Source organism: Pseudomonas sp. NFR09 (assembly GCF_900111535.1).
Taxonomy (GTDB): Bacteria; Pseudomonadota; Gammaproteobacteria; order Pseudomonadales; family Pseudomonadaceae; genus Aquipseudomonas; species Aquipseudomonas extremorientalis.
Window position 1 is genome coordinate 94,809 of the sequence record NZ_FOIH01000017.1, and the last position, 23,512, is coordinate 118,320.

Annotated in this window: 24 protein-coding genes; 14 read left to right on the plus strand and 10 right to left on the minus strand. The window is 58.7% G+C overall.

The window, feature by feature from the left end; all coding sequences use genetic code 11:
* Positions 1-104: 104 nt before the first annotated feature.
* Together BMX59_RS28985 and BMX59_RS28995 are read right to left on the minus strand one after the other, a co-directional pair.
* Entirely contained in the window at positions 105-1,997 is a 1,893-nt protein-coding gene (locus tag BMX59_RS28985) for an alkaline phosphatase D family protein (RefSeq protein ID WP_093128317.1), read from the minus strand.
* A 433-nt stretch (positions 1,998-2,430) separates the two neighbouring features.
* Positions 2,431-3,228 (minus strand): MlaA family lipoprotein, encoded by a 798-nt coding sequence (locus BMX59_RS28995; protein WP_093128321.1) that lies wholly within the window; start codon positions 3,226-3,228, stop codon positions 2,431-2,433.
* Positions 3,229-3,394: 166 nt separating this feature from the next.
* Here BMX59_RS28995 and BMX59_RS29000 point away from each other — a divergent pair, with 166 nt between their 5' ends.
* A complete protein-coding gene (locus BMX59_RS29000) occupies positions 3,395-4,105 on the plus strand; it encodes a response regulator (RefSeq protein WP_093128324.1) in 711 nt (236 codons plus the stop codon).
* Complete coding sequence (locus tag BMX59_RS29005; protein ID WP_093128326.1) at positions 4,102-5,421, plus strand: ATP-binding protein; 1,320 nt, start codon at positions 4,102-4,104, stop codon at positions 5,419-5,421. Before BMX59_RS29000 ends, BMX59_RS29005 begins: the two co-directional genes overlap by 4 nt.
* 62 nt (positions 5,422-5,483) lie before the next feature.
* Here BMX59_RS29005 and BMX59_RS29010 read toward each other — a convergent pair whose 3' ends face one another.
* From BMX59_RS29010 to BMX59_RS29020, 3 genes are all read right to left on the minus strand, one after another.
* Entirely contained in the window at positions 5,484-7,727 is a 2,244-nt protein-coding gene (locus BMX59_RS29010; RefSeq protein WP_093128329.1) for an ATP-binding protein, read from the minus strand.
* Positions 7,724-8,338, minus strand: a complete 615-nt coding sequence (locus tag BMX59_RS29015) for a biliverdin-producing heme oxygenase (protein WP_092249308.1) — start codon at positions 8,336-8,338, stop codon at positions 7,724-7,726. Before BMX59_RS29015 ends, BMX59_RS29010 begins: the two co-directional genes overlap by 4 nt.
* Before the next feature lie 194 nt (positions 8,339-8,532).
* Positions 8,533-8,913 carry a response regulator gene (locus BMX59_RS29020; RefSeq protein WP_092249305.1) on the minus strand — a complete coding sequence of 127 codons (381 nt, stop codon included), beginning with the start codon at positions 8,911-8,913 and terminating at the stop codon, positions 8,533-8,535.
* A gap of 183 nt (positions 8,914-9,096) precedes the next feature.
* On the opposite strand from BMX59_RS29020, the gene BMX59_RS29025 reads away from it, so the two are divergent.
* The 3 genes from BMX59_RS29025 (at position 9,097) to BMX59_RS29035 (ending at position 12,208) form a co-directional block, all read left to right on the plus strand.
* Complete coding sequence (locus tag BMX59_RS29025) at positions 9,097-9,471, plus strand: c-type cytochrome (RefSeq protein WP_092249302.1); 375 nt, start codon at positions 9,097-9,099, stop codon at positions 9,469-9,471.
* Between the two features lie 3 nt (positions 9,472-9,474).
* Entirely contained in the window at positions 9,475-11,574 is a 2,100-nt protein-coding gene (locus tag BMX59_RS29030; protein ID WP_256573011.1) for a hypothetical protein, read from the plus strand.
* A 67-nt stretch (positions 11,575-11,641) separates the two neighbouring features.
* Entirely contained in the window at positions 11,642-12,208 is a 567-nt protein-coding gene (locus BMX59_RS29035) for a hypothetical protein (RefSeq protein ID WP_092249296.1), read from the plus strand.
* A gap of 3 nt (positions 12,209-12,211) precedes the next feature.
* Here BMX59_RS29035 and BMX59_RS29040 read toward each other — a convergent pair whose 3' ends face one another.
* From BMX59_RS29040 to BMX59_RS29050, 3 genes are all read right to left on the minus strand, one after another.
* Positions 12,212-12,553, minus strand: coding sequence for a hypothetical protein (locus BMX59_RS29040; RefSeq protein WP_306459258.1), 342 nt, complete (start codon positions 12,551-12,553; stop codon positions 12,212-12,214).
* 145 nt (positions 12,554-12,698) lie between these two features.
* Positions 12,699-12,986 carry a colicin E3-like toxin immunity protein gene (locus BMX59_RS29045; protein ID WP_071496423.1) on the minus strand — a complete coding sequence of 96 codons (288 nt, stop codon included), beginning with the start codon at positions 12,984-12,986 and terminating at the stop codon, positions 12,699-12,701.
* Positions 12,987-13,001: 15 nt separating this feature from the next.
* Positions 13,002-14,165 (minus strand): S-type pyocin domain-containing protein, encoded by a 1,164-nt coding sequence (locus BMX59_RS29050; RefSeq protein WP_093128339.1) that lies wholly within the window; start codon positions 14,163-14,165, stop codon positions 13,002-13,004.
* Between the two features lie 432 nt (positions 14,166-14,597).
* Between BMX59_RS29050 and BMX59_RS29055 the strand changes: the two genes are divergently transcribed.
* Positions 14,598-15,614 carry a hypothetical protein gene (locus tag BMX59_RS29055; RefSeq protein WP_093128342.1) on the plus strand — a complete coding sequence of 339 codons (1,017 nt, stop codon included), beginning with the start codon at positions 14,598-14,600 and terminating at the stop codon, positions 15,612-15,614.
* A 31-nt stretch (positions 15,615-15,645) separates the two neighbouring features.
* Complete coding sequence (locus BMX59_RS29060) at positions 15,646-16,353, plus strand: hypothetical protein (RefSeq protein ID WP_139212942.1); 708 nt, start codon at positions 15,646-15,648, stop codon at positions 16,351-16,353.
* A gap of 88 nt (positions 16,354-16,441) precedes the next feature.
* Here the strand turns inward: BMX59_RS29060 and BMX59_RS29065 are convergent, their stop codons facing one another.
* Positions 16,442-16,810, minus strand: a complete 369-nt coding sequence (locus BMX59_RS29065) for a PH domain-containing protein (protein WP_071489223.1) — start codon at positions 16,808-16,810, stop codon at positions 16,442-16,444.
* 139 nt (positions 16,811-16,949) lie between these two features.
* Here BMX59_RS29065 and BMX59_RS29070 point away from each other — a divergent pair, with 139 nt between their 5' ends.
* Positions 16,950-17,585 (plus strand): LysE family translocator, encoded by a 636-nt coding sequence (locus BMX59_RS29070; RefSeq protein ID WP_093128346.1) that lies wholly within the window; start codon positions 16,950-16,952, stop codon positions 17,583-17,585.
* An 8-nt stretch (positions 17,586-17,593) separates the two neighbouring features.
* On the opposite strand, the gene BMX59_RS29075 is transcribed toward BMX59_RS29070, so the two are convergent.
* A complete protein-coding gene (locus BMX59_RS29075) occupies positions 17,594-17,923 on the minus strand; it encodes a hypothetical protein (protein WP_093128349.1) in 330 nt (109 codons plus the stop codon).
* A gap of 218 nt (positions 17,924-18,141) precedes the next feature.
* Between BMX59_RS29075 and BMX59_RS29080 the strand changes: the two genes are divergently transcribed.
* From BMX59_RS29080 to BMX59_RS29105, 6 genes are all read left to right on the plus strand, one after another.
* Entirely contained in the window at positions 18,142-19,038 is an 897-nt protein-coding gene (locus tag BMX59_RS29080) for a hypothetical protein (protein WP_093128352.1), read from the plus strand.
* Between the two features lie 27 nt (positions 19,039-19,065).
* Positions 19,066-19,353 (plus strand): hypothetical protein, encoded by a 288-nt coding sequence (locus tag BMX59_RS29085; RefSeq protein WP_093128354.1) that lies wholly within the window; start codon positions 19,066-19,068, stop codon positions 19,351-19,353.
* Positions 19,354-19,829: 476 nt separating this feature from the next.
* A complete protein-coding gene (locus tag BMX59_RS29090; RefSeq protein ID WP_371914395.1) occupies positions 19,830-20,741 on the plus strand; it encodes a methyl-accepting chemotaxis protein in 912 nt (303 codons plus the stop codon).
* Positions 20,742-20,750: 9 nt separating this feature from the next.
* A complete protein-coding gene (locus tag BMX59_RS29095) occupies positions 20,751-21,119 on the plus strand; it encodes a response regulator (RefSeq protein WP_058423391.1) in 369 nt (122 codons plus the stop codon).
* Positions 21,120-21,142: 23 nt separating this feature from the next.
* Positions 21,143-21,430, plus strand: a complete 288-nt coding sequence (locus BMX59_RS29100; protein ID WP_058423390.1) for an STAS domain-containing protein — start codon at positions 21,143-21,145, stop codon at positions 21,428-21,430.
* A 40-nt stretch (positions 21,431-21,470) separates the two neighbouring features.
* Complete coding sequence (locus BMX59_RS29105) at positions 21,471-23,510, plus strand: chemotaxis protein CheA (RefSeq protein WP_093128362.1); 2,040 nt, start codon at positions 21,471-21,473, stop codon at positions 23,508-23,510.
* Positions 23,511-23,512 lie beyond the last annotated feature (2 nt).

Here is a 23,512-nt window from a genome sequence, read left to right on the forward strand (position 1 = left end):
CCTGCCGTTGTTGACGCCGATACTCCGTGGCTGGCGCTACTGTACAACGGGGCCTGGGTGCTTTGAATAGGGCAGATGTACGGCTAAAGGTTGATGGCTAATGGCTATTGATCAGGTGCCATCATCTCCGTCCGCCCCTTCCCATCAGCGTTGTGCTGGTAGATCGTTTCAGGCTGGCCTTGCTCGTTGAAAAACACCTGGCCGATCCCCGCCGAATTCCACAACCGCTCGCCGGCTTCGGCGTGCTCGGGAATATGCGGCACCACCTGCATACTGCGACGGCGCGTGAACCCGTTGAGGGGCGAGCGGGGTGAGTAGAGCCAACGGTTGAGCCGGTCAAACCATTCCAGCAGGCGTGGGGGGAATTCATTCTTGATGCCACTGCTGGTGATCTGCCAGATCCTGGGGCCCGCGTTGCGATGGCGGATCAGCACTTCGTAGACGAATGAATAGTGAACGTCACCTGAAAGGATCACGTAGTTACCCGGTGTACGCGAGTGGCGAAAGATATTGAGGATCACCTGGGCAGCGCCACGGTGGGCCATCCAGTTTTCCGCATCCACCAGCAACGGGTGGCCGCACCAGCTGAAAATCTTCTGGACCGTCTCGATCAACTTCACGCCAAAGATGGGGGCGGGGGAAACAATGATGGCCGAAGGATGGTCGAGCAGTTCCTGTTGCAGCTCACTCAGCGCCTCCCAGTCCAGCAGGCCGGACGGTTGCTTGAGGGTGAACTCGCTGCGCCACCGACGTGTGCGGGTGTCGAGCACCACCAGGGCCGGGGTAGTGGGTAGCACGTAGTGCCATTGCTGGAAGTTGAGCAGCGCTTGGATCAAATCATCCTGGGCGGCGGCTTGCAGGTGGTTGGCCTGGGGCTGGCAGGTGAGCGACTGGGTTTGGCTGACCAGTTCGTTGAACGCATCCGGCTGGTTGCCCCAGCCCTGGCAGAGCAGGTAGGCCAGCAGAGCGTTACCGATGATGCGTTTGGAGAACGGGTGGCCGTAGGCGGTGGCTTCCCATTGGGCGCTGAGGTTCCAGTCGTCGGTGATGTCGTGATCGTCAAAGATCATCAAGGTGGACAGGTGCGCGAACACCCGGGCGACGCCTGGCAGGCCATTGCGGAATCGCTCGAGTTGCACGTGTTCGCGGAGGTAGCGCGGCTGTTCTTCTGTGCTCAGTTGCGGCGCTTCAGGCGCGATCAGTTCCCACGGCGTCGGCGACCATACCAGCAGGTACATCGCGATGACTTCAGCGAAGGTCACCAAGTGATTGTCGGCAGTGCTGCTGGTGAAGATCGGCTTTTTCACACCGCCAAAGAAGCGTTCACGCAGGGTTTCGTTGCTGTCCAGTGCCGGCAGCAGGTCGGCGCGATGGTAGTAGCTGGCACGATGCCTGTAGAGGCTGGCGCTGTCATCGATCACGGCGCCCTCCAGGTATTCATCGAACAGGCCCAGGCGTGCGATCAATGCATGTATGGCGCGCAACATCGGCCCGGCCACATCGTCGGCGTACACCTGGTCACCGCTCATCATCAGCAGGGCCGGACGCTCGGCGGCAGTGGTGGCATCGGCCAGCAGGCGGTCGACACACAGCAGGCCTTCATCGGCGCTGTGGTGGGGTTTGCGGCATGAGCCGTGTACCAACTGGTGGATGCGGCTGTGCAAAACGAAGCTTGGGTATTGGGCGTTGGCGTACAGCAGGTGTGGCGCCCAGTCGGCGATGCCGGTGTTGTCGAACAGCAGGTCGTAACGGATCGTTATGTCCTGGGGCAGGGCATCGTCCAGCGGTACATCGATCAAGTGGATAAAAGCATGGCGCCCCACCGGAACGACCTGGCAATGATCCAGGTTGATCTCCAGGGTTTGGGCGGGCAGATGCAACTGCAGGGTCAGTTGCAAGGCTCGACTGCCCACCAGCCACAGTACCAGGCGCCGGGGTTCGAGGCGGCGCAGCAGTGGGCCGGCCAATACGGCGGGCAGTTTATCGAGGTGCGGCATGCAGGTAATGGTTCCACGCTGGGTTTAACCGGCAAGGTTAGCCCAGTGAATGTCATGGTTTTGTTAAGCAGGAGTACGAAGGGCCGTGCACTGCCCTTCGTATCAAGGCGGGTTAGAGCAACCTGCCTTGACCCAGTGTGTCTAGCCCACCTCCGCTTTTGCGACGGTCGTTGGCGGCCGTGCTCCCAGGATCGGCGGCGTTCAGTTGCGAGTGTGTGACGTCAATGCTGCGCTTCCTGCGCTGGGGCTCTGCATCATCCTGCTGCAGTGGGGGGTAAAAGCTGCCCAGTGTGTGATTGATTGCGCTTGGCATGGATGTTTCCTTATAGCGTTTAGAGGATGACTTCGCCTGTTGCAGCGAAGTGAGGCCAAACATAATGACGGCATAGCGAGTAGGCTATAAACCCACTGCTGCAAGAGATTACGTGGTTGGCTACCGCGCTCTGAAGTCATCCGAAGCGCTGTTCGCACAACTGTCCAGCGCAGGAGATGTCGCGCCTGCCTGGCCCTCGCGCACAAAAGCCGCCCGATTTTCCGCCACTACATTACGCAACGCGCTGTAGTAATCCGGCAGTTTCTGCAGGCTGTCGGTGAGCGGTAACAATGATGCACGGGTATCGACCGTGCCGCCCACCAGGCTGATGGTGCCCAGGGTTTGCACGGTATCGCTGTCGCCCAGTGGCGAAACCAGGAAGCTCAAGACCTTGCCCGCCGCATCCCGGCTATTGCTGGTGCCCAGCAACGGCAGTTCGACAATCGGCCCATTGCCGATTCCCCACACGCCGAACGTCTGGCCGAAGTCGGCTGTATGGCGCGAGATGCCCAGGCGGTCCGACACATCGAACAGCCCCACCACGCCCACCGTCGTGTTCACGGCGAAACGCCCCAGGGTATTGACCGAGCGTCGCGGGTTGCCTTGCATGAGGTCGTTGATAAACACCGCCGGCTCGCCGAAGTTGCTCGCAAAGTTATGCACACCCTGCTGGAAAAAATCCGGCAGGTCACGGTAACCACGTGCTATCGGCGCCAGGGCGTAGTTATCCACAATACGGTTGAACGCAAACACGCCACGGTTGACTGGCTCGGCCGGGTCATACACCGGGTAATTCACCTGCGCACAGCGAGCAGGTGGCGCCACCTGGGTTGGGCTTGCGCAGCCCGTCAGGTAAGACACTGTCAGCAACAGCACGGCCTGGCGGGCCAGATGCCGGGGGTAGGTCAACGAGCGCATGGGCACAGCCTCCGCAAAAAAGGGAGGCCGATCCTGGCAGTGCAACCTTGCGCAAAGATGTCTGGTTTATTGCGGCGTTGACGCTTTATTGCACGATTGAAATATATGACGGACCGCGCCGAATGGTTTTAGATAGCGCCTCGAACCCACCCAGTGAAGACCGTCGGTGAGCAACTTGTTGATTGTGGACGATGACCTTGAAGTCCTCGCCCTGCTGAAGAAATTTTTCCTGCAACACGGCTATGGGATCGAGACGGCTGCCAGTGGCGCCGAGTTGTGGGCGGCCATGGAGCGCCAGCCGGCTGACCTGATCATCCTCGACCTGATGCTGCCCGGTGATAACGGCCTGCTGCTGTGCCAGCGCCTGCGCCAGCAATATGCGACGCCGGTGATCATGCTCACTGCCATGGGCGAACTCAGCGACCGTGTGGTAGGCCTGGAAATGGGCGCAGACGACTACTTGAGCAAACCATTCGATGCTCGCGAATTGCTGGCGCGGGTGCGCGCGGTCTTGCGTCGGGCGGGCGAAACGCGACTGCCTATGGGGGAGGTGGCACGCCCCCGGATCCACTTTGCCGGCTGGCAGTTGGACCTCACACGCCGCGAATTGCGTTCGCCCGACCAGGTGATGATCCCGTTGTCGTCCGGCGAGTTCGACCTGCTGCTGGTGTTCACCGAACACCCCCAGCGCGTGCTGACCCGTGAGCAGTTGTTGAACCTGGCGCGAGGCCACAGCCACGACGCTTTTGACCGCAGCATCGACGTGCAAGTGAGCCGCCTGCGTCGCAAGCTGGAATTCGATACCAAACGCCCGGCGATGATCCGCACGGTGCGCAATGGCGGCTACCAATTCACCGTCAGCGTGACCCGTTCATGAGTCGCCGCCCACGCGACACCGTGGCGCGCTGGATCGCCCTGACGGTGCTGGTCGCGATGTTCACCGCATTGGCGTTCAACGCCCTGTTCGTGCAACTGGCGGGGGTTTGGGCACGGCCGCCGCTCACCGAGACCGGGCTGCTGGAAAAGATCGCCGTGGTGGTGCGTGTGATCGAAGCGTCGGAGCCGGCGCAACGACCGCGTCTGGCCGAGGTCATGGCTGATGACGCGTTCAGCGTGAGGTGGTCGGCGCAGCGAACCGCCTTTGATCTACCCGTGCTGAATGACCCGGATTTCCAATCGGGAGAACAGGCCTTCGAGCACCTGCTGGACGGCCCGATCCGTCCCATGGAAGCCTATGAACCGTCTGACTGGCCCGACGGCAATGGCCACTACCTGCTGCTGATGCAACTGGCCGATCAGTCCTGGCTGATGTTTACCGCGCCTGCCCGCAGTTGGGGCCTGGACGAGGGCGCACGCAGTGTGATCGTGGTGTTAATGGTGCTGATCTCCACCGCACTGGTCACCCTGGTGGCCACTCGGCGACTGGCGCGGCCGCTGCAGGACTTTGCCCAGGGCGTGCGGCGCTTTGGTGCAGACTTTCGCGCACCGCCCATCGAGCCGGTGGGGCCCCATGAAATCCGCCAGGCGATCCTTGCGTTCAACAGCATGCAGGCGCAATTACGCCACTTCATCCAGGACCGCACGCAAATGCTCGCGGCCATCTCCCACGACCTGCGCGCACCGCTGACGCGCCTGCGCCTGCGCGGGGAATTCATCGAAGATGCCGACCAGCAGCAGCGGCTGTTTCGCGACGTCGATGAAATGCAGGCCATGATCAACACCGCCCTGGAATTCTTCCGCGATGACGCCCGGCTGGAGCAGGCTACGCAACTGGACCTGGCCGAGTTGCTGCAAACCCTGATCGACGACTACCGCGACCAGGCGATCGACATCACCTTTCGCGGCCCGCCACGCCTGGTGTACTTCGGCCGGCCCCTGGGCCTCAAGCGGGTGATCACCAACCTCGTGGACAACGCGATCCACTATGGCATCGCGCCGGAGATCGAGTTGCAGCACACACAGGACGAGGTAGTGATTCGCGTGCTGGATCGCGGGCCGGGCATTGCGGCCGAATATCGGGAGGAGGTGTTCCTGCCGTTCTATCGCCTGGAAGGCTCACGCAACAAAAGCACGGGCGGTGTCGGCTTGGGACTCTCGACCGCTCGGGCGATTGTGCTGGAACATGGCGGCACCGTGACCCTGGCTGAGCGCCAGGGCGGAGGGCTGGAAGCGGTGGTGGTGTTGCCCGTTTAAACATGGCTTGTGGCAAGCCCGCTCACCACAAAAGTCTCGACCTTCACAGTCGGGACGTTCAGTCAGGTATGCGAGTCGTCGATCACCTTCGGCACCGTAAACCGGAACTCACTTCCCCGACCCACTTCACTTTCGGCAACGATCTTGCCGCCATGGGCCTGGACGATGCCTTGGGTGATGTACAGCCCCAACCCGCTGCCGGTCGGGTTGTTTTCCGTCTGGGTCCAGTAGCGATCGAACACGTACGGCAGTTGTTCCGGCGCAATGCCTTCGCCGGAGTCGCGCACAGAGAACACAATCTCTTCGCCATTGCTCATGGCGCTGATGCCGATGTTGCCCTGGCGCGGAGTGAACTTGATCGCGTTGCCGATCAGGTTCGACAGCACCTGGAACAGACGCTCCGGGTCGGCATTGATCTGCAGGCCCGGCTCGGCGTTGAAAGACAGGTCGATGCCCTTATCCATCGCCAGCGGTGCCAGCAGGGAATAGGCTTCCTCGAAGATCTGGGTCACGTCGAGTGCCACCGGCTTGACCACATACCGCCCGGCCTCGATTTTCGAGGTGTCGAGCAAATCCTCCAGCAGTACGTTCATGCGCCCGGCCGCCTGTTGCATGGTGTCGATGGCCGAGGAAATTCGTCGCGAGGTGTGTGGGCCATCGGAGCTGAAGGCCTTTTGCATCATGCCGCACAGCATCGAGATCACTGTCATCGGGTTACGCAGGTCGTGGGACACCACCGCCACCAGTTCATCACGCGCACGCACCGCTTGTTGCTCACGCAGCACCTGGCGCGCCAGGTCGTTTTCCAGGGCCGAGCGGCGCAGGTCGTTGGCGGCAAAGTGGTCGCCATGGCTCCACTTGGTGGAGATACCGGCCATCTCCACTTTCCAGATTTCAAACGAGGTACGTGGGCGAAGGCGCAGGCCAGCGTCGGAGTTTTCCAGGTCCAGCGGTTTTTTCGGGTCGCCACTCCAATTGATGTTCTCTTTCACTTCCGGACGGAACCACAGCACAGCGTTATCCACCGGCTTGGGCAGGCTCATGGCCAACACGCCACTGGCCACCTGCTGGAATTCGGCGGCCGGCGGGTACACCGACACCAGGTTATGGCTGGAAAACACCGGCTCGCTGCGCCCTTGCAGCCACTTGTGCAAGGCGCGGATCTGCGCCGGCTCCGGGCAGTTGCCGTAGCGGTGCAACTGCTTGTCTTCGATGATCGCCACGCCGCCGGACAGGGTCAGGTCCATCAGTACCTGCGGTTGCTGGGCCAGGCCGTCGAATACGTTATCTTCCGAGCGTTTCATCGCCTGGTCGAGCAACGCCAGGGCCTCGACTTTTTCCTCGCGCTGACGGCTCAGGTCCAGGGCCTCCATGGCGCTGATCTGCAACGACAGCACCTGGCCTATGGTCTGGCAGGTGGTGCGCAGCTCGTTCGGCACCAGCAGCGGCTCGCGGTTGCCGCAACTGATCAGCCCCCAGAGTTTGTCGCCTTTCATCAGCGAAATGCTCATGGACGACAACACGCCCATGTTCTGCATGTACTGGCAGTGAATCGGCGACACGCTGCGCAGCGTGGCAAAGCTCAGGTCCAGCGGCTGGCCGGTGTCCGGGCGCAGCTTGGGCAACAGTGGAACCGGCTCGTAGGCCGCGTTCGGGATGATGCGTAGCCAGTTGGTGCGATACAGCTCGCGGGCTTGCTCCGGGATGTCGGACGCGGGGAAGAACAACCCGTTGAACAGCTCCATGGACGGCGCCGATGCTTCGGCGATCACCTGGCCGTGGCCTTCATCTTCGAAGCGGTAGATCAGCACGCGGTCGTAGCCGGTCATGGCCTGGATTTCAGTCACGCTGATTTCGTACAGCGCTTGCAGGGTTTTCGCCGACTGCAAACGTTGCAGCATCTTGCCCAGGTCACTGGTGCGCCCGTTCAGTGCCCGTGGGCGGAAGTCTTTGAGACGTGGCTCGAATTCCAGCACCAGCACATTCTGATGGCGGTGCAGCAGGCCTTCGAACTCTGCGCCGTTAAAGGAAACGTGCAGCGGTGGCGCGTCAAAAAACGTGTTGTTTTCGGCCATGGCGGCAACCGCCTGGGCGGGCTCGGCGCCCATCAGCGTGTGCAGTGGCTGGCCCAGCAGCGCCTCGGGCGCATGGCCGAACAGGCTGCCCACGTTGGCACTGACCTGGATGATAGTCAGCTCGGGCTCGGACAATGTCAGCAGCACGCCATGGGGCTGGATTGCCCCCGGGAAGCGAATCGGCTCGTCGGCACAGTTGGCAAGCAGCTCTTCAAAATCTTCGGGTTTCATAGCAGTACCTCCTGGCTGTCGAGCCATTGCTCAAAGCAGCGGAATGTTGAACGGGCTGCCTCTACCGCGCGTTGTTTGGCGGGGGCATCCAGCGGCAGGCGGCCCAGGTAATCGAGAAAGTCTTTCCAGCGTCGACCGGTCTCGGCGCCGTATACATTGAGAAACGCCCCACCGTTGTCGGCGTTGACGTCCAGGCGCTGGGCCATTTCCCGGCGCAGCACTTGGCCGCCGAGGGTCGCGCCTTCCAGCACGTACAGGGCTCCGAGGCAGGCGGCGGGGGTGTCGAGGGTCGGGAGTTCGGCGCAGCGGGGCAGGGCGCCGATAGCCTGTTCATTCAGGCCCAGTGCATCCAGATCGTGCAGTAGCGTCGGGGTTTTCGTACGCGCCCCCTGATCAAAGCCCTCAGGGATCAACTCACATTCGTACAGCGCCGCTTCCATCGGTCCATAAAAACCGTAGTAAGCCTCAAGCAAGCGCTGATACCAATCGGCATCCAGATGCTCAGAGAAAAACGGCAGGCGCTTCTCCAGCGCCACATGCAGCAGGGCCGTGCCTGTGCGCAACGTTTCCAGCAAAGAGGGCGCACCAACGTCATGGGCCTGTGAATGCATTCAGTGAGCTCGAACTGTGGGCCTCTCGGCCATGAATGACGCGTTAAACGGGCGACAATTCTACACAACTCATGGCGGTCAGCTGTACGCGCAAGGCGAAGAGGCTGACCAGCGGATCAGAAAAGTCGCTCCTTGCTTGCATAATGACCCTGGACGGCGCCATGAAGTTCGATCTGAGTGATATCGTGACGCTATCAGTGCATTGACAAGCCTTGTTGGGTCAACGCCGTTTGTACGCACTCAATCAAATGCTCAGTGCTCCACGGTTTGGGCAAAAAACGCACCGAGCCGCCCAACTGCGCCGCCAACTTGGTATTCCCCGAGGTCAACACCACCGGCACCGTCGGCCAACGATGGGCCACCACCTTGCTCAGGTCATAGCCATTGAGCAGGCCCGGCATCTGGATATCGCTGACAATCAGGTCGACCGGATCATCGGCCCGCTCAAGATAAATCATCCCCTCATCCGCCGAAGGAAACGACGTCACCAGCGCGCCGAAATCCTCCAGTACATCCACCATTAACGCCCGAATGATTTCGTCGTCTTCCAGCACCAAAATCGATGGCTGAGCCATGATCCTTACTCCACCATCAGGGATTCAGTAAGGTGGAGTGGGATGGGTTGGAATAGGTTCGATTGGATGTGTACCGGGCGATGGATGGTCGTTTCAGAGCGCTTCCCGGGCTGTTACCAGAAGCGGCGGAGGGAAATTGATACAGGCATAATCGGCCTACCGTTGCCGGCTGTGGAGCCTTTGATGAAATACGCCTTTTTCACCCTCGCCCTGATCCTTAACGCAAGCCCCGCTCTGGCGGCCGGCGACGCCGAGGCGGGCGGCAAGCTCTTCACCAAGACCTGCGGCGGCTGCCACAGCATCGGCGAAGGCGCGCGCGGCGGTTTCGGCCCGCAACTCAACGGCATCATCGGCCGGCCCGCCGGTACGACCACGGACTATCAGTATTCCGACGCGATGAAAAACTCCGGTGTGGTCTGGACCCGTGACAAGCTCGCGGCCTATATCGAGGCGCCGAAGAAGGTGGTGAGTGGTACGCGGATGATCTTCTGGGGTATCAGCGACCAGGAGAAAATTGAAAACATCCTGGCGTATCTGGAAACCTTCCAGCCCAAGTGATTGGTGTCGATCGAAGCCTGCGGGCTTTACCTTAAAAAAACCAGAGGCACGCTGATGGACCGGCAACTGCTCAAGCTCGCCCGCAACAAACAACTGGCACACCCCGCGATGCTCGACGAGTTCGACATCAACGATTGGATTGTGAAATACCAGGCGCTTTATCCTGGGCACAGCATCGAAAGAGGCTTCCTGGAAGGTGCACGCTGGCTGAACACCCAATTTAAACGGGTAAAGAGCAGCCGTCTGCACTATTCGTTCAGTACAGATGAGCCGCTGACGTATGACGCGCTGATCAGCGCACATATCGGGTCGGCCAATCACTTCTTCTGCGCAATGTCCGTCGAGGCCCTGCACGCCGTCGAGGCCAACCCGACAGCATCCCTTGAAGAGCACCTTTCATTCCGTTCTTCATTGACCAACGGTGAGTCCGGCCTGCCACCGGATCACCTCAACATGCTGCGGCTGGATTCGCTCTGCGGGCCGATCTGGGATCTTTATCAAAACCGCCATGACCTGCGTGTGCTGTTCCCCGACAATTGCCCGCATATGCTCAGCGCTATCAACTTTTTTGCCTATGAAAGCGACCTGGTTCAACTGACCCATAGTTTCAAAAAAATCTGGCAAGAGTTGTTGTACGGCGGCATGGAGTTTTTTGCCGACTCCAAAGGCGTACTGCTCTCCTCTGCGTCGGAGCATCTGGATCTGGTCAAAGTGATTTATGAATACCGCCGTGATCACCACAACGGTACCAACGGTCTGAGAATTTCCAACGACCTTCATCAGGGGCGCCAAACCTATGTGCCCCGGCTCGGGTGGCAGCGCTATATCCACTGCGTCGGCACCGACGTGTTGTCGATCGGCAACTGGTCTGAATTAAGCGACAGCGTCCAGACAGCCGCGCTTTATGCGTATCTGTCGCCGTATTACATGATCGACGAGTACCTGCATCCGTTGTTCGATGCCTCTCTCGACCCGGCTGTAAAAAGTACCGAGTGCCAAAACCTGCTGCATATCTGGCTGCACCTTGCGGTGATCGCGGCGCAACTCAAAGAGCGCTATGGGCAGATGCCTGCGCCTCGGCAGTGGGAAGACCTGCTCAAGCTGTGTCCGCGGTTTTCCCGCAACACTCTTGTCGAACGGCTTGCAGAGTCCACGGGGCTTGCAGTTGAACAGGTAAACGCGGCCATTGATCTGCTCCTTTACGAGGCCAAGAGCCTGCAGCACGACCTGTGGTCGCGACCGTTGGTGAAGGTGGATGAAGACGTACTGATTCCGATCAGTGCGCCGTTGACGGCCAGCATCTCCAGGAATTTTGATATCTGGCTCAGCATCATCGACCCCAAAGGGAAGCAACGCGGACGACTGTTTGAACGTTACCTGCTCGCGGTGTTGGAAGATTGTCGCAAAACCAACCCGATCATGGCGGGCTTGACATGGTTGGGGGCGGTGAAGTTCAGAGGACCGTCCAAGGTTGTCGAGGAGATCGACCTTGTGTTCTCGTTTGGCAGTCTGCTGGTGGTGTGTGAACTGCGCAGTCGTCGAGCACCGATAACTCCGCTGGATTACCACAACGATTTTTCCGACAACAATGGCATCATCCATAAAGCCCGCCAGGCGCGGCGAAAAACCCAACATATTCAGCAAGGGCTGGGGGCATTTTGCAGCCAGTATTTTCCTCACCTCAGCGACGCGTCCGAAGTCACCGTGCTGCCGTTGGTGATCGTCAGTGGTCCTTATCACGCCGGTTTTGCATATGACGACGTGCCCATTCTGGATCCTCACTTGCTCAGGCATTTTCTCAAGGATGGCGAAGTCCGGTTTGGAGGACGCGCGGACTCCGATACCGCTCACGACTACGGCTATGCCTTATATAGCGATGTGGAAAGTGCGCAGCGTGAGTTCGCAGGTTATGCCGCGAACCCGGCTCTGATCAGGGTCTACCGAACCATGGCCCAGCCCCGGCTGCACAGGTACCCCCTGCGGGGCGAACAGGCTCAGCCAGTGCGGAGTCTGTTCTACGAGCTTTCGGGTTTCAGCTTCGAGGAGCAATTGGCCGTGGCACAGTCGGTTTCAGGCGGCAAACTGCGCAAAATTGACAGGTGATAAGGTTTGGAACATTCCCTGTGAGCCCTGGTCTCTTCATCACCCTCATTCGATAAGGATATCCTCCGTGAAGCGAATCGCATTGCTCTCCCTCGCTCTGGCCCTGGGCGCCTGCCAATCCAACCAACGCGACTCATCATCCAGCCTGTTCAAGGACGGCATTCAGTTTCGCCAGAAAACCGTGGCTGTGGATGCGGAACACGCCAAAGTCATTATGAAGTCCAGTGGCGGCACCCCCGCCGTCGACTTCTCGATCAGTCGCGAAGGCGATCCTGACTCACGCATGGAAGCCCTCGGCACGGTGATGGACACCGGCGAAGGTAAGGTCTTCAACTGGATCGCCAAGCTCAACCAGACCGTGGCCAGTGCGGGCTTCAAGCGTTTCCCACAACTGGAAATCCAGGCCGACCCCGGCAAGAAACTCACTGTATCGGGTTACGCGAACGACACCCGTACTGGTTACTACTACACCTGCGGGCCGGAGATGAATACGTTTAGCCCGGAGAAGGCAAAAGTGTATCTGGTGGAATTCCAATTCAAGGGGTCGGGGTGTGAGCAGCATGTGTATGACGTGACGGACCCGGCAAATCGGGTACCGGTGGCTGAGGCGGGGAGTGGGGGTAAGTCGGGTTGAGGGTTAGCCGTGGTGTGGTAGACCCTGCGGGAATACCACACCGTTGAAAGTGTGGGTGCAGCAGTTGCAGAAGGGTTTCATCTGCTCGGGCGTCAGCTGTGGGTTGACCTTTTGCAGCAGGCCGCCTTCGTCGACCCACAAGCCGCTGTAGTAGCTGTTTTCATCCGTTCTCACGTAATCCTGCTTGTCGCTTTCATGTTGCGCGACCATCCAGAACATCGGCTCCGGACGATCCAGGCGGGCGTTGGCTTCGCTGAACACCTGATCCCATGGGTGACCGACTTTGGAAAGTAGAAAGCGGAATAGCGGGGTGTAATCAAAGCCATGCCGTTGATGGCTATGCATCGAACCGCGGTTTGATTGTTTGTCTTTTTCGCTTTTGGTGTGCCGCTCATACCGGTAGGCGCGACAACTGCCGTGGCGCACGCCATGGGTTCGGGTGTTGACTGAGCGGTAGAGGAGGGGCTTTTGCGATGTGGGTTTCATTGCATCACGACGCCTTTTTGGATTGTTTTGGAGGCGGTGGCCAGGCGCCTTGGTAGCGGAAGGAGATTTGGTAGTCGAGGCGGTTGGGTTGGATCACGTGCTGGAAGTACGGCTGAATTAGCGTTATCCAATTGGGTTGGACGTTGAATACGTCGGCATATATCGCGGTCTCTTCGCTTAAGCCCAATGCTTCAAAAATACTGTCTGGGTCTGCGATATCCGCTGAGTATTCATCCGCTTTCAAGTCATTGCTGTGCTTTTCGTACCATCGCAGTCTGATTTTCATCACCATTTTCAGAATTCCTCTTTATCTATAAATTCGACGTTTCGGGTCCGCCGGTCCTCGACGCTCGGCGGTATAAGGATCAAATGCACCGAGGTGTTCCAAGTCACTTTTTCGATAGACTTCCAGCTCGGCTTTCTTGGAATCCCATTCAAATATTCTTTTTCCTTTTGCGTCTATCCAACGTTCGCGTAAGCCAACGCCCCCTCTTCTTGGCGTCACAGGCCTTTGCGGAATCAGACCAGGGAAGCCTGTTATATCTTCGGCTTTGGGGGCTGGGAAGTAGTCATGGTCTGGGTTTCTGAGCCCTTTCCTTGGCTTGTTGACCACCACATACAGCGGCCGTACCCCCGACTCCACCGGGAACACCAGAATAAAATCCCGATACTCCGGCGGATAAACCGGGTTCACCAGAATCTGCGCCGCTTTCTCCGTCGGCGGATAAATCCAGATCATCGGCGCTTGCGGCGCAGCCTCCAATGGCGGAATCCCCAGCGTGTCGCTGGGATCAACGGCGGGTGTCCAGATCAACTCCACACCCTCACCCAAATCCGCTACAAACTGATCGCTACGGTTTTGGAACTGCACCACATCAATCATCTGCCAATCGGCATGGTTGCCCGTGTAGAACCCATACCCCTTGAGCGTGCCGTCCTCGCGTTGCTCGATATGCAACCGCATCTGCGACCGCGCCCGTTGCATCGAACGCAACTGCTCCTCGCTGTAGAGCGCGCTATCACCCAGCTCTGACGGCCAGGCCAGCGCCACCAAGCCCGTCAGCAGGCCCCCGGCGACCGATCCAACGGCAGTTGCCGCCGACTCCCAAACGGCCGACCGCAACGCCAACTGGCCCAAACCTGCAGGCAATGTGCTGCCGCCGATCTTGCGCAAGGCAACCGCGCCCCTGCTATCCACCTCACGCCCACCCAGCAGGCTTAAGTGGCCGTACTCCTTGATCAGCTCCAGCGGGACATACCCGGCCTGGTCGAAGTAATGAGTGATGCCGTCAGGCAGTTGGCAAGGCTTCATGAAGACGCAGCCGGGAGGTTTGGCTCGCGTAGGGGCTGGGGCAGGGGATGGCTCGAAAAAATCAACCGATGGCGAATACGGCGCACGCGATGGCTGCGGCGTCAGGATGCGTTGTTTGCGTAACTCTTCTTCGGTGGGTGGGTAAGAGCGTTCTGGCATGACGGGCTCACGTCCTTGTGCGAGGAGGTGAGCCTACGAGCGCGCGAGCAGAAGCTTATGTCGGCTTAATTCGATTGTACGTGTGGGAAAAGTGGACTGAGATCTGGTTGGAAAGGCACGTTTCGATTATCTCGTTTTCTGTTTTTTTCGTTTAGCATTGGACTCAATCAGGTTGCGTAATACCGGAGTTGTATCTCTCAAACGATCCGTCCGTGAGAAAAGGAGGTAAAAGTTGCCGCGCAACGCCAGCCGAAATGGGAACCTTGGTTGCGGAGCCAATTGAAAACTGACATTTATATCTTTGATAAAGAAGATAAAACTGCGCCCGCATATAGACATCCTTCGCATCGCGCCTGCGGTTTGATAGCCTCGGAAACTGGCCGTATGAAACGCCGGGGGTAAAGGTAATAAAGAGCGAACAGGAAACTATTTATGATTTATGACAACGTTGATCCAGCGCTGCTTGCCTTTTTGCATAATCCTATGGCGGTAATGACCACGGAGCCTCCAGTAGGGGAACGTCTCAAGTGGCACACTCGAGTGCTTTACCGTATCCCGTTACTGCGTAGCCTGATTCGCTCCGAGCAGATCCAATCGTTACTCTGGGAAAAGCTTAGCGTTAACTTGCGGCATGCCCGCGACACCCTGCCTGATTATTTATTTGAAGACTACACACCCCTTAATCAGGAAACCATGCATCGTTTTACTGATCAGTTAGGTCTGTATTTCAAGGTTGGAGTTTTATTGTCGGGAGAGGACATTAAGTCAGCGTCTCGACGCGAAATGATCGCTGGGTTTAATGCGTCTTATACGTGGGCAGCGCTCGAATATACTTGTAATAGGGTTGCCGAAAGCTTGAAGCTGCGTGCAGTTCATAATTTGGCCATCCTCATGAATGCTAATTTATGGACGAGTTACTACCTAAGTGAAGTTTATTTTCTGATGGCGCAAGGTCTGCTGACGGCTAGGCTGGCGGGAGACACTCTTCATATTACGCCTACTGTGAAGCTACAACGACGGGTTAAGGGTTTTTGGCTAGCGGAAATTACCGAGGCTAATTCAAAGATCAGTGACTTGATTTCTCGGCATGACGCTATACCTTTACTTCAAAGATATGGGCGATTGCCAGAGGCGCTCCGAAAACTTTTGGTTGATCAGACCTTGGATAAATGTTTTTCCATACACGCCGACTATTTGTCAGAAGATATGGTCCGGCATCCGAAATATCAGTACCTGCGAGAAATCGTCGATTTTGCAGTTCACCTTGAGCTGCGTGTGATTTCAGGTCAAGTCACGACCGACGAAGCCTACTTGAGAAGTATTGTCAGCTCCGCAACAGTGGATATGATCAACAGTGCGCTGATTGGACGTTCACCCACGTTGGACTCAGCTAGCAGCTTTATTGAATACAAAGGCGGCGTATATATCAGGGGGGGCGCTGAACTTTAAGTATGGGTTGAGAAAGTTTGTCAGGTTTTTATTGGGTGAGGCAAAAGGAAGTGAGAAAGGCCAAAATTTTGGTCACTTGCTAGGGGTGGGGTTCGAAAAAAATTATATCTTCAACTACATTCGGGATCTTAATGATCCGCGCTTCAAGGTCTATGATGAGTTTAAGCCGAGCAATAATTCGAAGGTTAAGGGGTATGATATAGATTTTATTCTTCAGGATGTAGAGGATGATATTTATTACTTTGTTCAGGTTAAGTATCAGTTGTCGGACATGCCGACCTACCTCGCGGAACAATGTCAGTTGTTTCTTAATGATAATTTCCGCGCCGGTTTTGTTCGCCAGTTAGCAGTGCTTAGAGATAGTCTGAGTGATGAGAGTATCCGCAAAAAGTTAAGTCGGCATGGTGTGGGCGGGGCTTATGAGCATAATAGTTATTTCGTGTTATTGCACAATATCCCATTTTTGAATTTTTATGAGTTGGACGGGTTTTTCTTTTATGAGTGGAATTTGCTCCGTAATTTACTGCGAAACGGGCGCGTGCAGGTTCGCAAAAATCGAGACCTTACGGAGGAGCGAGTTCTGAATAAACCACGGTTGCACCGGCCACAGGAGATGGTCGATGCTTACTTCAATCATACCCAGAGCGGCAGGCAGATGGCTGAGCACTATGATGTCTATTGTCGAGCTAACGCGCACTTTCTTTTTGATGACTTGAAGGTCATCTGCAAGCTGCTGTGAAATCACGCTCGCCGGTCACAGTGAGAAAACTGCATCGATCGTTTAAGCGGTGCAGGCTTTCACACTGTAGACTTTTCAAGGCCAGGAGTCAGAGCAGATGTTTGGAAATCAACCGCGAGATTTCCACAATCGAAGTCTTGCCGGTAAATTCGAATTTCACTTTGCCCAGCGACGAAAAGTAAATCTCCAGCTCCGAATCCAGGTCAAACGTCCCGGATGTCTCCACCGAATACGCCACGATGTTTTTATATGGCAGCGACGTGAAGTCTTTCTTGCTGCCGGTTATCCCCTGCACGTTCACCGCGATGATGCGCTTGGTGGTGAACACAACGCCGTCGCGCATGGCCTTGTAGGCGTCGACCACTTCTTCGCCGTCCAGCAGCAGGGCAGCGACGCGTTCGGCGTATTCGTTGTTTTGCTTGAGCTTGAAGAAGCCTTTGTTGTTGAAGTCGATCATGTCCTGCCTCTTGGGTGTATGCCGTTTTACTCGCGGATCTGTATCTAACGCGCGCATTTTGAACGCCCTACCATGGCGGCCAAGCTGACAACCTTGGCCAAATGTTTCGCCGACAACCTAACACCCCAGGAGCCCAACAATGCCCGAACTGTCCAGTTGGCTGGCCTATGCGCTGATTTCACTCGGCATGGTGCTCACGCCCGGTCCGAACATGATTTATCTTATCTCCCGTTCGATTTGCCAGGGTCGCACGGCCGGGTTGATTTCCCTCGGCGGCGTGGCGTTGGGGTTTCTGGTTTATATGGTGTGCGCGGCTTTGGGGATCACGGCCCTGGTCATGGCGGTGCCGTTTGCCTATGACGCGCTGCGTTTCGGCGGTGCGCTGTACCTGGCGTACATGGCCTGGCAGGCGATCCGGCCGGGTGGGCGTTCGCCGTTCCAGGTGCGGGATCTGCCCAAGGACAGCCCGCGCAAGCTGTTCACCATGGGCCTGGTGACCAACCTGCTCAACCCCAAGGTGGCAGTGATGTATTTGTCGTTGCTGCCGCAGTTCATCGACCCGAACGGTCATGGCAGCGTGTTGACGCAATCCCTGGTGCTGGGCTTTACGCAGATTCTCATCAGCGTGAGCGTCAACGCGATGATTGCCACCATGGCGGGGTCCATCGCGGTGTTTTTCGTCACCCGGCCGGGTTGGCAGGTGGCGCAGCGCTGGTTGATGGGCTCGGTATTGATGGGGCTGGCGGTGCGGATGGCGGTGGAGGGGCGGCGCTGAACCGTGCGTTACAGGATGGCTTTCAGGTAATCCTTGAGTGCGTTGAGCGGGTCATTGAGTTCATCCAGTGTCGACGCCTGGCGCACGCCCAGCGCCAAGCGCTGCAACTCGCGCCCCATCACCGTATCGGCCCCGCCCAGCGCTTCAAGCGCTTGATCCACACATTCCGCGACTTTGGATTGAATGGCCGCCAAGTCTCCCTGCCGCACCAGCAGCCCGAATACCTCCCGCTCATACCCATCCATCACTGGATCGTCCCGCAAGACCGGGCTGCCGCCATCCGTCTCGTGCACCAGCTTCAGTGCAAAAAGCGCAACAGCTTCCAGCGTCAACTCCATGGTCTTGGTTCCTAGGGCTTGGGGGAGGGCGATGATCACTGTTCCAGGCAGGAAAAAAAAGCCCCCAATACCGCGAACCGCCAGGCTCACCCTCCTGTGAAGTCATCTTCCCAAGGAACGATATTAATTAGCCATGTTCCAACTCGCCGTGCCAAATGCACCCGGCCACCAGACTGACAGTGTGCAAGGCTTAACCCATTACAAGGACGCAAACACTTATGCAGTCATCCCCTACCCAAGCACCTTCGGCCACCGGCGAGCTGATCGCGAGTTTCCGCCACGGCAAAGGCTTCCTGATTTTCAGTTTGATATTCGGGGTTGTGTTATTGGCCCTCGCCGGTTTTGTGCTGTACCTGGGCACGATACTGCCACCGGGCAACGATGGCCCGGTCAACCTCCAGACATCACGTGGCATGGCCTTGAACTTTGCCAACCCACATACCCTGATCTACGCCACCAGCGCCTTGCTGGTCGTTCTTGCCGTGGGCGTGTTTGCAGCCTACGCCTGGCACAAAAAACTGCGCGCGCCACGCTACAACGTGTTTGAGTTCGGCATCGAACGCATCATCAACGAGCAACGCGAGTACACGGCGTTTGCCGATATCGAAGACCTGTACTTGTTCGGCTCCGGGCAAACCGTGATGACCGGCATGATCACCAACCTGGCCTATCGTCGAAACGCGTCCGAGCCGTTTCATCGGGTGATTGAAAGCCTCAAAGGCTTTTACGAATTCCAGCAACTGGTGCGTGAATTGCACGTTCGCGCACGCATGCCGGCAGTGATCGCGACGCTGGAGATGGGCGGGGCTGTGACGTTCAACTGCATCAGCTCGGGGCAGGTCTGGGGCAAACGCGTGAGTGGCAACTTCCTGAAAATCACCACCTCGCCAATCGTCGTCAGCCGCGCATCCCTCGAGTACCAAGGCCACAAAGTGCCGATGTCGTCGCTGCGCAGCGTCGACCTCAACGCCTGGACCGAAAAAGTGGTGATCAAGGACGAGAGCGGCAAACCCGTGTTGTCGACCATCTCTACCGGCATTCTGAGTCACGACCTGTTCCTCAATACCCTCGATGCCGTGTTTGCGGCGCAACAACAAACACGCGAGCGGGCTTGAGCCAGCAGCGTCACAGCTGAGGATTAAATGATGATCTATCGCGGCGCAGGCTGGCTGACGTTGTTTACACCGGTGGCGATGGTGCTGCTATTGATGGGGCTGTGGCCCGACCCCAGCGTCAAACCCGGCAACACATCGCTGATGCAGGTGTTGCTCGGCTTCGGGGTGGGGTCAGCGATCAACACCCTGCTGGGCTTTGTACTGAACCGACAACCGCACGTCGATGGCGTGCGCCACCACTTCTTTTTCATGCCGATGCAATGGCCGGCGTTGGCGATCACGGTGGTCTGCGCGCTGATTGCCTTGTTGAAATAACCCTACCGGCCGCCCGGCAAGGGCGGCCTCAAGGAATGCCTGCCTCAGGTCCACGGGTCATTAACATATTGGTCATAAACCAGACGGAAGGCACTCAACAGACCTAAAGTTGAGGCGCTAGGGGCGGATAAACACTATGTCGTTTATATCCGCAACACTGTTCAAGGACCGAACTCATGCCCCAGCGCCTATCCAGCCGCATGCCCCTTCCCGTTTATCCTCGTTTCCGTTGGTTCGCCTTGATCCCGGTCGTGCCGGCCGTTTTGTGGATACTCGTGCAATCAACCTCGCCGGCCAATCTGCTGGCCTGCGCGGTACTGGTGGTGATCGGCCTCGGTGCCTGTGCCTGGAGCGCGGCTTCACAGCGCAACGCACTGCAGCGAGCGATTGCGCAGGCGCAGGCGGACCAGTCGAGTGCGCATGCACATGACGGCTTGGCCTCGCGTGCACAGCTCGATGAGGTATTGCTGGGTGCCATGCCCATCTGGGCCAAGCAGGTGGAAAGCTCGCGCCATCAGACCGAGGAAGCGATTGTGAGCCTGGTGAACCGTTTCACCGGGATCGCCACTCGCTTGGAGGAGACGGTACAAGCGTCGCAGCACGCGGCCGGCGAGCTGGACGGGCAGGCCGCTGACGGCGCGCTTGAGGTGCTGGCGCGCAGTGACAGCGAGTTGAGCCAGGTGATCAATTCGCTCAAGGCCACTCAAACCAGCCGTGACCAGACCCTGGCGCAGGTGCGCAGCCTGACCGCCTACACGGGCGAACTGCGTACCATGGCCGCTGATGTGGCAGCGATTGCCGCACAAACCAACCTGCTGGCCCTCAACGCGGCCATCGAAGCGGCGCGCGCCGGTGAGGCCGGTCGCGGCTTCGCGGTGGTGGCCGATGCGGTGCGCAGCCTGTCGAGCAAATCCAGTGAAACGGGCCAGCAGATGTCGGCCAAGGTCGACATCATCAACAACGCCATTACTCAATTGGTGCAGGCCGCGTCCAGCAGTGCCGACCAGGATAGCCATTCGGTGGCCGAGTCCGAAAACAGTATTCAAATGGTGCTCACACGCTTCCAGAACATCACTGGGCGCCTGGCCGAATCCGCCGATCTGCTCAAGCAGGAAAGCTACGGCATCCGCGATGAGATGACCGAGGTGTTGGTCAACCTGCAATTCCAGGACCGGGTCAGCCAGATCCTCAGTCACGTGCGCGACAACATGCACGCCCTGCATGACCATCTGCAACAGGCCAACCAGACCCCGGACCAGCCGCTGGCCATCGACGCCCGCCAATGGCTGGCGCGCATGGAAACCACCTATGCCACTGACGAGCAACGACGCCTCCATCGCGGCGAGGCGGCTGTGCAGTCGAATTCCCAAGACATCACTTTCTTTTAGGAGCACATCATGGCGAAGAATGTATTAGTGGTCGACGATTCCAGCAGCGTGCGCCAAGTGGTCGGCATCGCCTTGAAAAGCGCCGGTTACGACGTGATCGAGGCCAGCGACGGCAAGGACGCCCTGAACAAGCTGACCGGACAAAAAGTGCACCTGATCATCAGCGACGTGAACATGCCCAACATGGATGGCATCACCTTCGTCAAGGAGGTAAAGAAGCTGGCCAACTACAAGTTCACACCGATCATCATGCTGACCACCGAGTCTCAGGAATCGAAGAAGGCCGAAGGCCAGGCCGCGGGCGCCAAGGCGTGGGTGGTCAAGCCGTTCCAGCCGGCGCAAATGCTGGCGGCGGTCTCCAAATTGATCCTGCCCTGACACCCGGCGCCAGGGAGGCCACCATGCCGATCACTCACGAAACAATCGACGACACCGCCCATGTGGGCATCGACGGCGAACTCACGATCTACACCGTCGCTGAACTGGCGGGCGCGTTGTTGTCGCAGATGGGCGCGGCCCCGCGCCTGGAACTGGACCTGTCCCAGGTGACGGAAATGGACGGTGCCGGCCTGCAGTTGCTGGCCGTCATCCAGCGTGAAGCCGGCATTGCCGGTACCGCCTTGAGTGTGACCGGCCAGAGCCAGGCAGTCATGCAGGCGCTCCAACTGTGTCGCAGCGCCGCGCTTTAAGCGGCACTGTCCCGTTCATTGATCGACAAGGAAAGTCCAGGTGAGCATCAATCTCGATCAGGCACTGCAGACCTTCATCGTCGAGGCGCGCGAGCTGCTGCAGGCCATGGAGCAATCCCTGCTGCAGTTGGAAAGCGACCCCGGCGACCAGGATGCCATCGGCGCGATTTTCCGCGCCGCGCACACTATCAAGGGGTCCGCCGGGCTGTTCGGCCTCGCGTCGATCGTGGGGTTCACGCATATCGTCGAAGACGTTCTCGACCGCCTGCGCGATGGCAGTGTGGCGGTGGACGCGGCGTTGATCGCGCTGCTGCTCAAGTGCGGCGACCACATGCTTGAACTGATCGACGTGGTCGCCAGTCGCGGTGAGACGCCGACCCCGGCCGCGCTGGAGCGCGGTGAGACCTTGCGCGAGGCGCTGAGCGACTACCAGCCGCTGCGCACCGCCACCGCCGACGTCGTACCCGCTGCGGTGCACGACGACACGGGGGCCGATGTGCTTTGGCATATTTCTCTGCGTTTCGGCGTGGACGTGTTCCGTAATGGCATGGACCCGCTGTCGTTCCTGCGCTACCTCGATACGCTGGGGCAAATGGTACAGGTCACCACCCTGACCGACAGCATCCCTGCCCTGGAGCACTGGGACCCGGAAAGCTGCTACCTGGGCTTCGAGATCGACCTGCGTTCGACGGCCAGCCATGCCACGCTCAACGAAGTGTTCGACTTCGTGCGCGACGACTGTGACGTGCAGATCCGCGCCGTTGACGAAACGCCCGAAAGCAGCGTCGCCATCGGCAGTGACCTGATCGCGCACGCCGAGCCAGGCCTGGCCCCCGCGTCGCCCCAGCGCCAGCCAGCGAACAGCGAGGCGAAAACCCGCGACGGCAGTTATGTTCGGGTCAACGCCGACAAGCTCGACGAGTTGATCAACCTGGTCGGCGAATTGGTGATCGCCAGCGCCGGCGCAAGCCTGTTGGCGCGTTCCTGTAACAATGACCCGCTGCAGGAGGCCACCTCGACGGTGTCGGGGCTGGTGGAAGAGATTCTCGATGGTGCCCTGCACCTGCGCATGATTCCCATCGGCGACACGTTCAACCGCTTCCGCCGCGTGGTGCGCGATGTCAGCCATGAACTGGGCAAGGACATCGAGCTGATCATCAGCGGCGCGGAGACCGAGCTGGACAAGACCGTGGTCGAGAAGATCGGCGACCCGCTGATGCACCTGCTGCGCAACGCCATGGACCACGGTATCGAAAGTGCCGATGCGCGACGTGCGGCGGGCAAGTCGAGCAAGGGCCATCTGAGCCTGAATGCCTACCACGACTCTGGAAGCATCGTTATCGAAATCGCCGACGACGGCGCCGGGCTCAACCGCGACCGCATTCTGGAAAAAGCCCAGGAACGCGGGCTGGTGGCCAGCAGCGCGGTGCTCACCGACCAGGAGGTCTACAACCTGATCTTCGAAGCGGGCTTCTCTACCGCCGAGGCCGTCACCAACCTCTCCGGGCGGGGCGTCGGCATGGACGTGGTCAAGCGCAATATCACGCTGTTGCGCGGCACCGTGGACCTCGACAGCCGCCCAGGCCAGGGCACGGTGGTGCGCATTCGCTTGCCGCTGACCCTGGCGATCATCAATGGTTTCCTGGTCGGCATCGACCAATCCACCTACGTGATTCCGCTGGACATGGTCCAGGAATGCGTCGAGCTGGATGACCGCCAGCGCCAGTCCAGCCGCGATCAGGGCTATCTGGACCTGCGTGGCGAGGTGCTGCCCCTGGTGGACCTGCGCGACCACTTCAGCCACGAAGGCCCGGCCGCGCGCCGTCAGAACGTGGTGGTGGTGCGCTATGCCGAGCACAAGGCCGGGCTGGTGGTCGATGACCTGCACGGCGAGTTCCAGACCGTGATCAAGCCCCTGGGCAAGCTGTTCGGCGCACTGCGCGGTATCAGTGGCTCGACCATTCTGGGCAGCGGCGCGGTGGCCTTGATCCTGGATGTACCGGCGCTACTCAATCAAATCGTACAACTGGAAGCCCGCACGGCCCAGGCGCCTCAGTCGCCACCGCTCGTCGCCCGCTGACG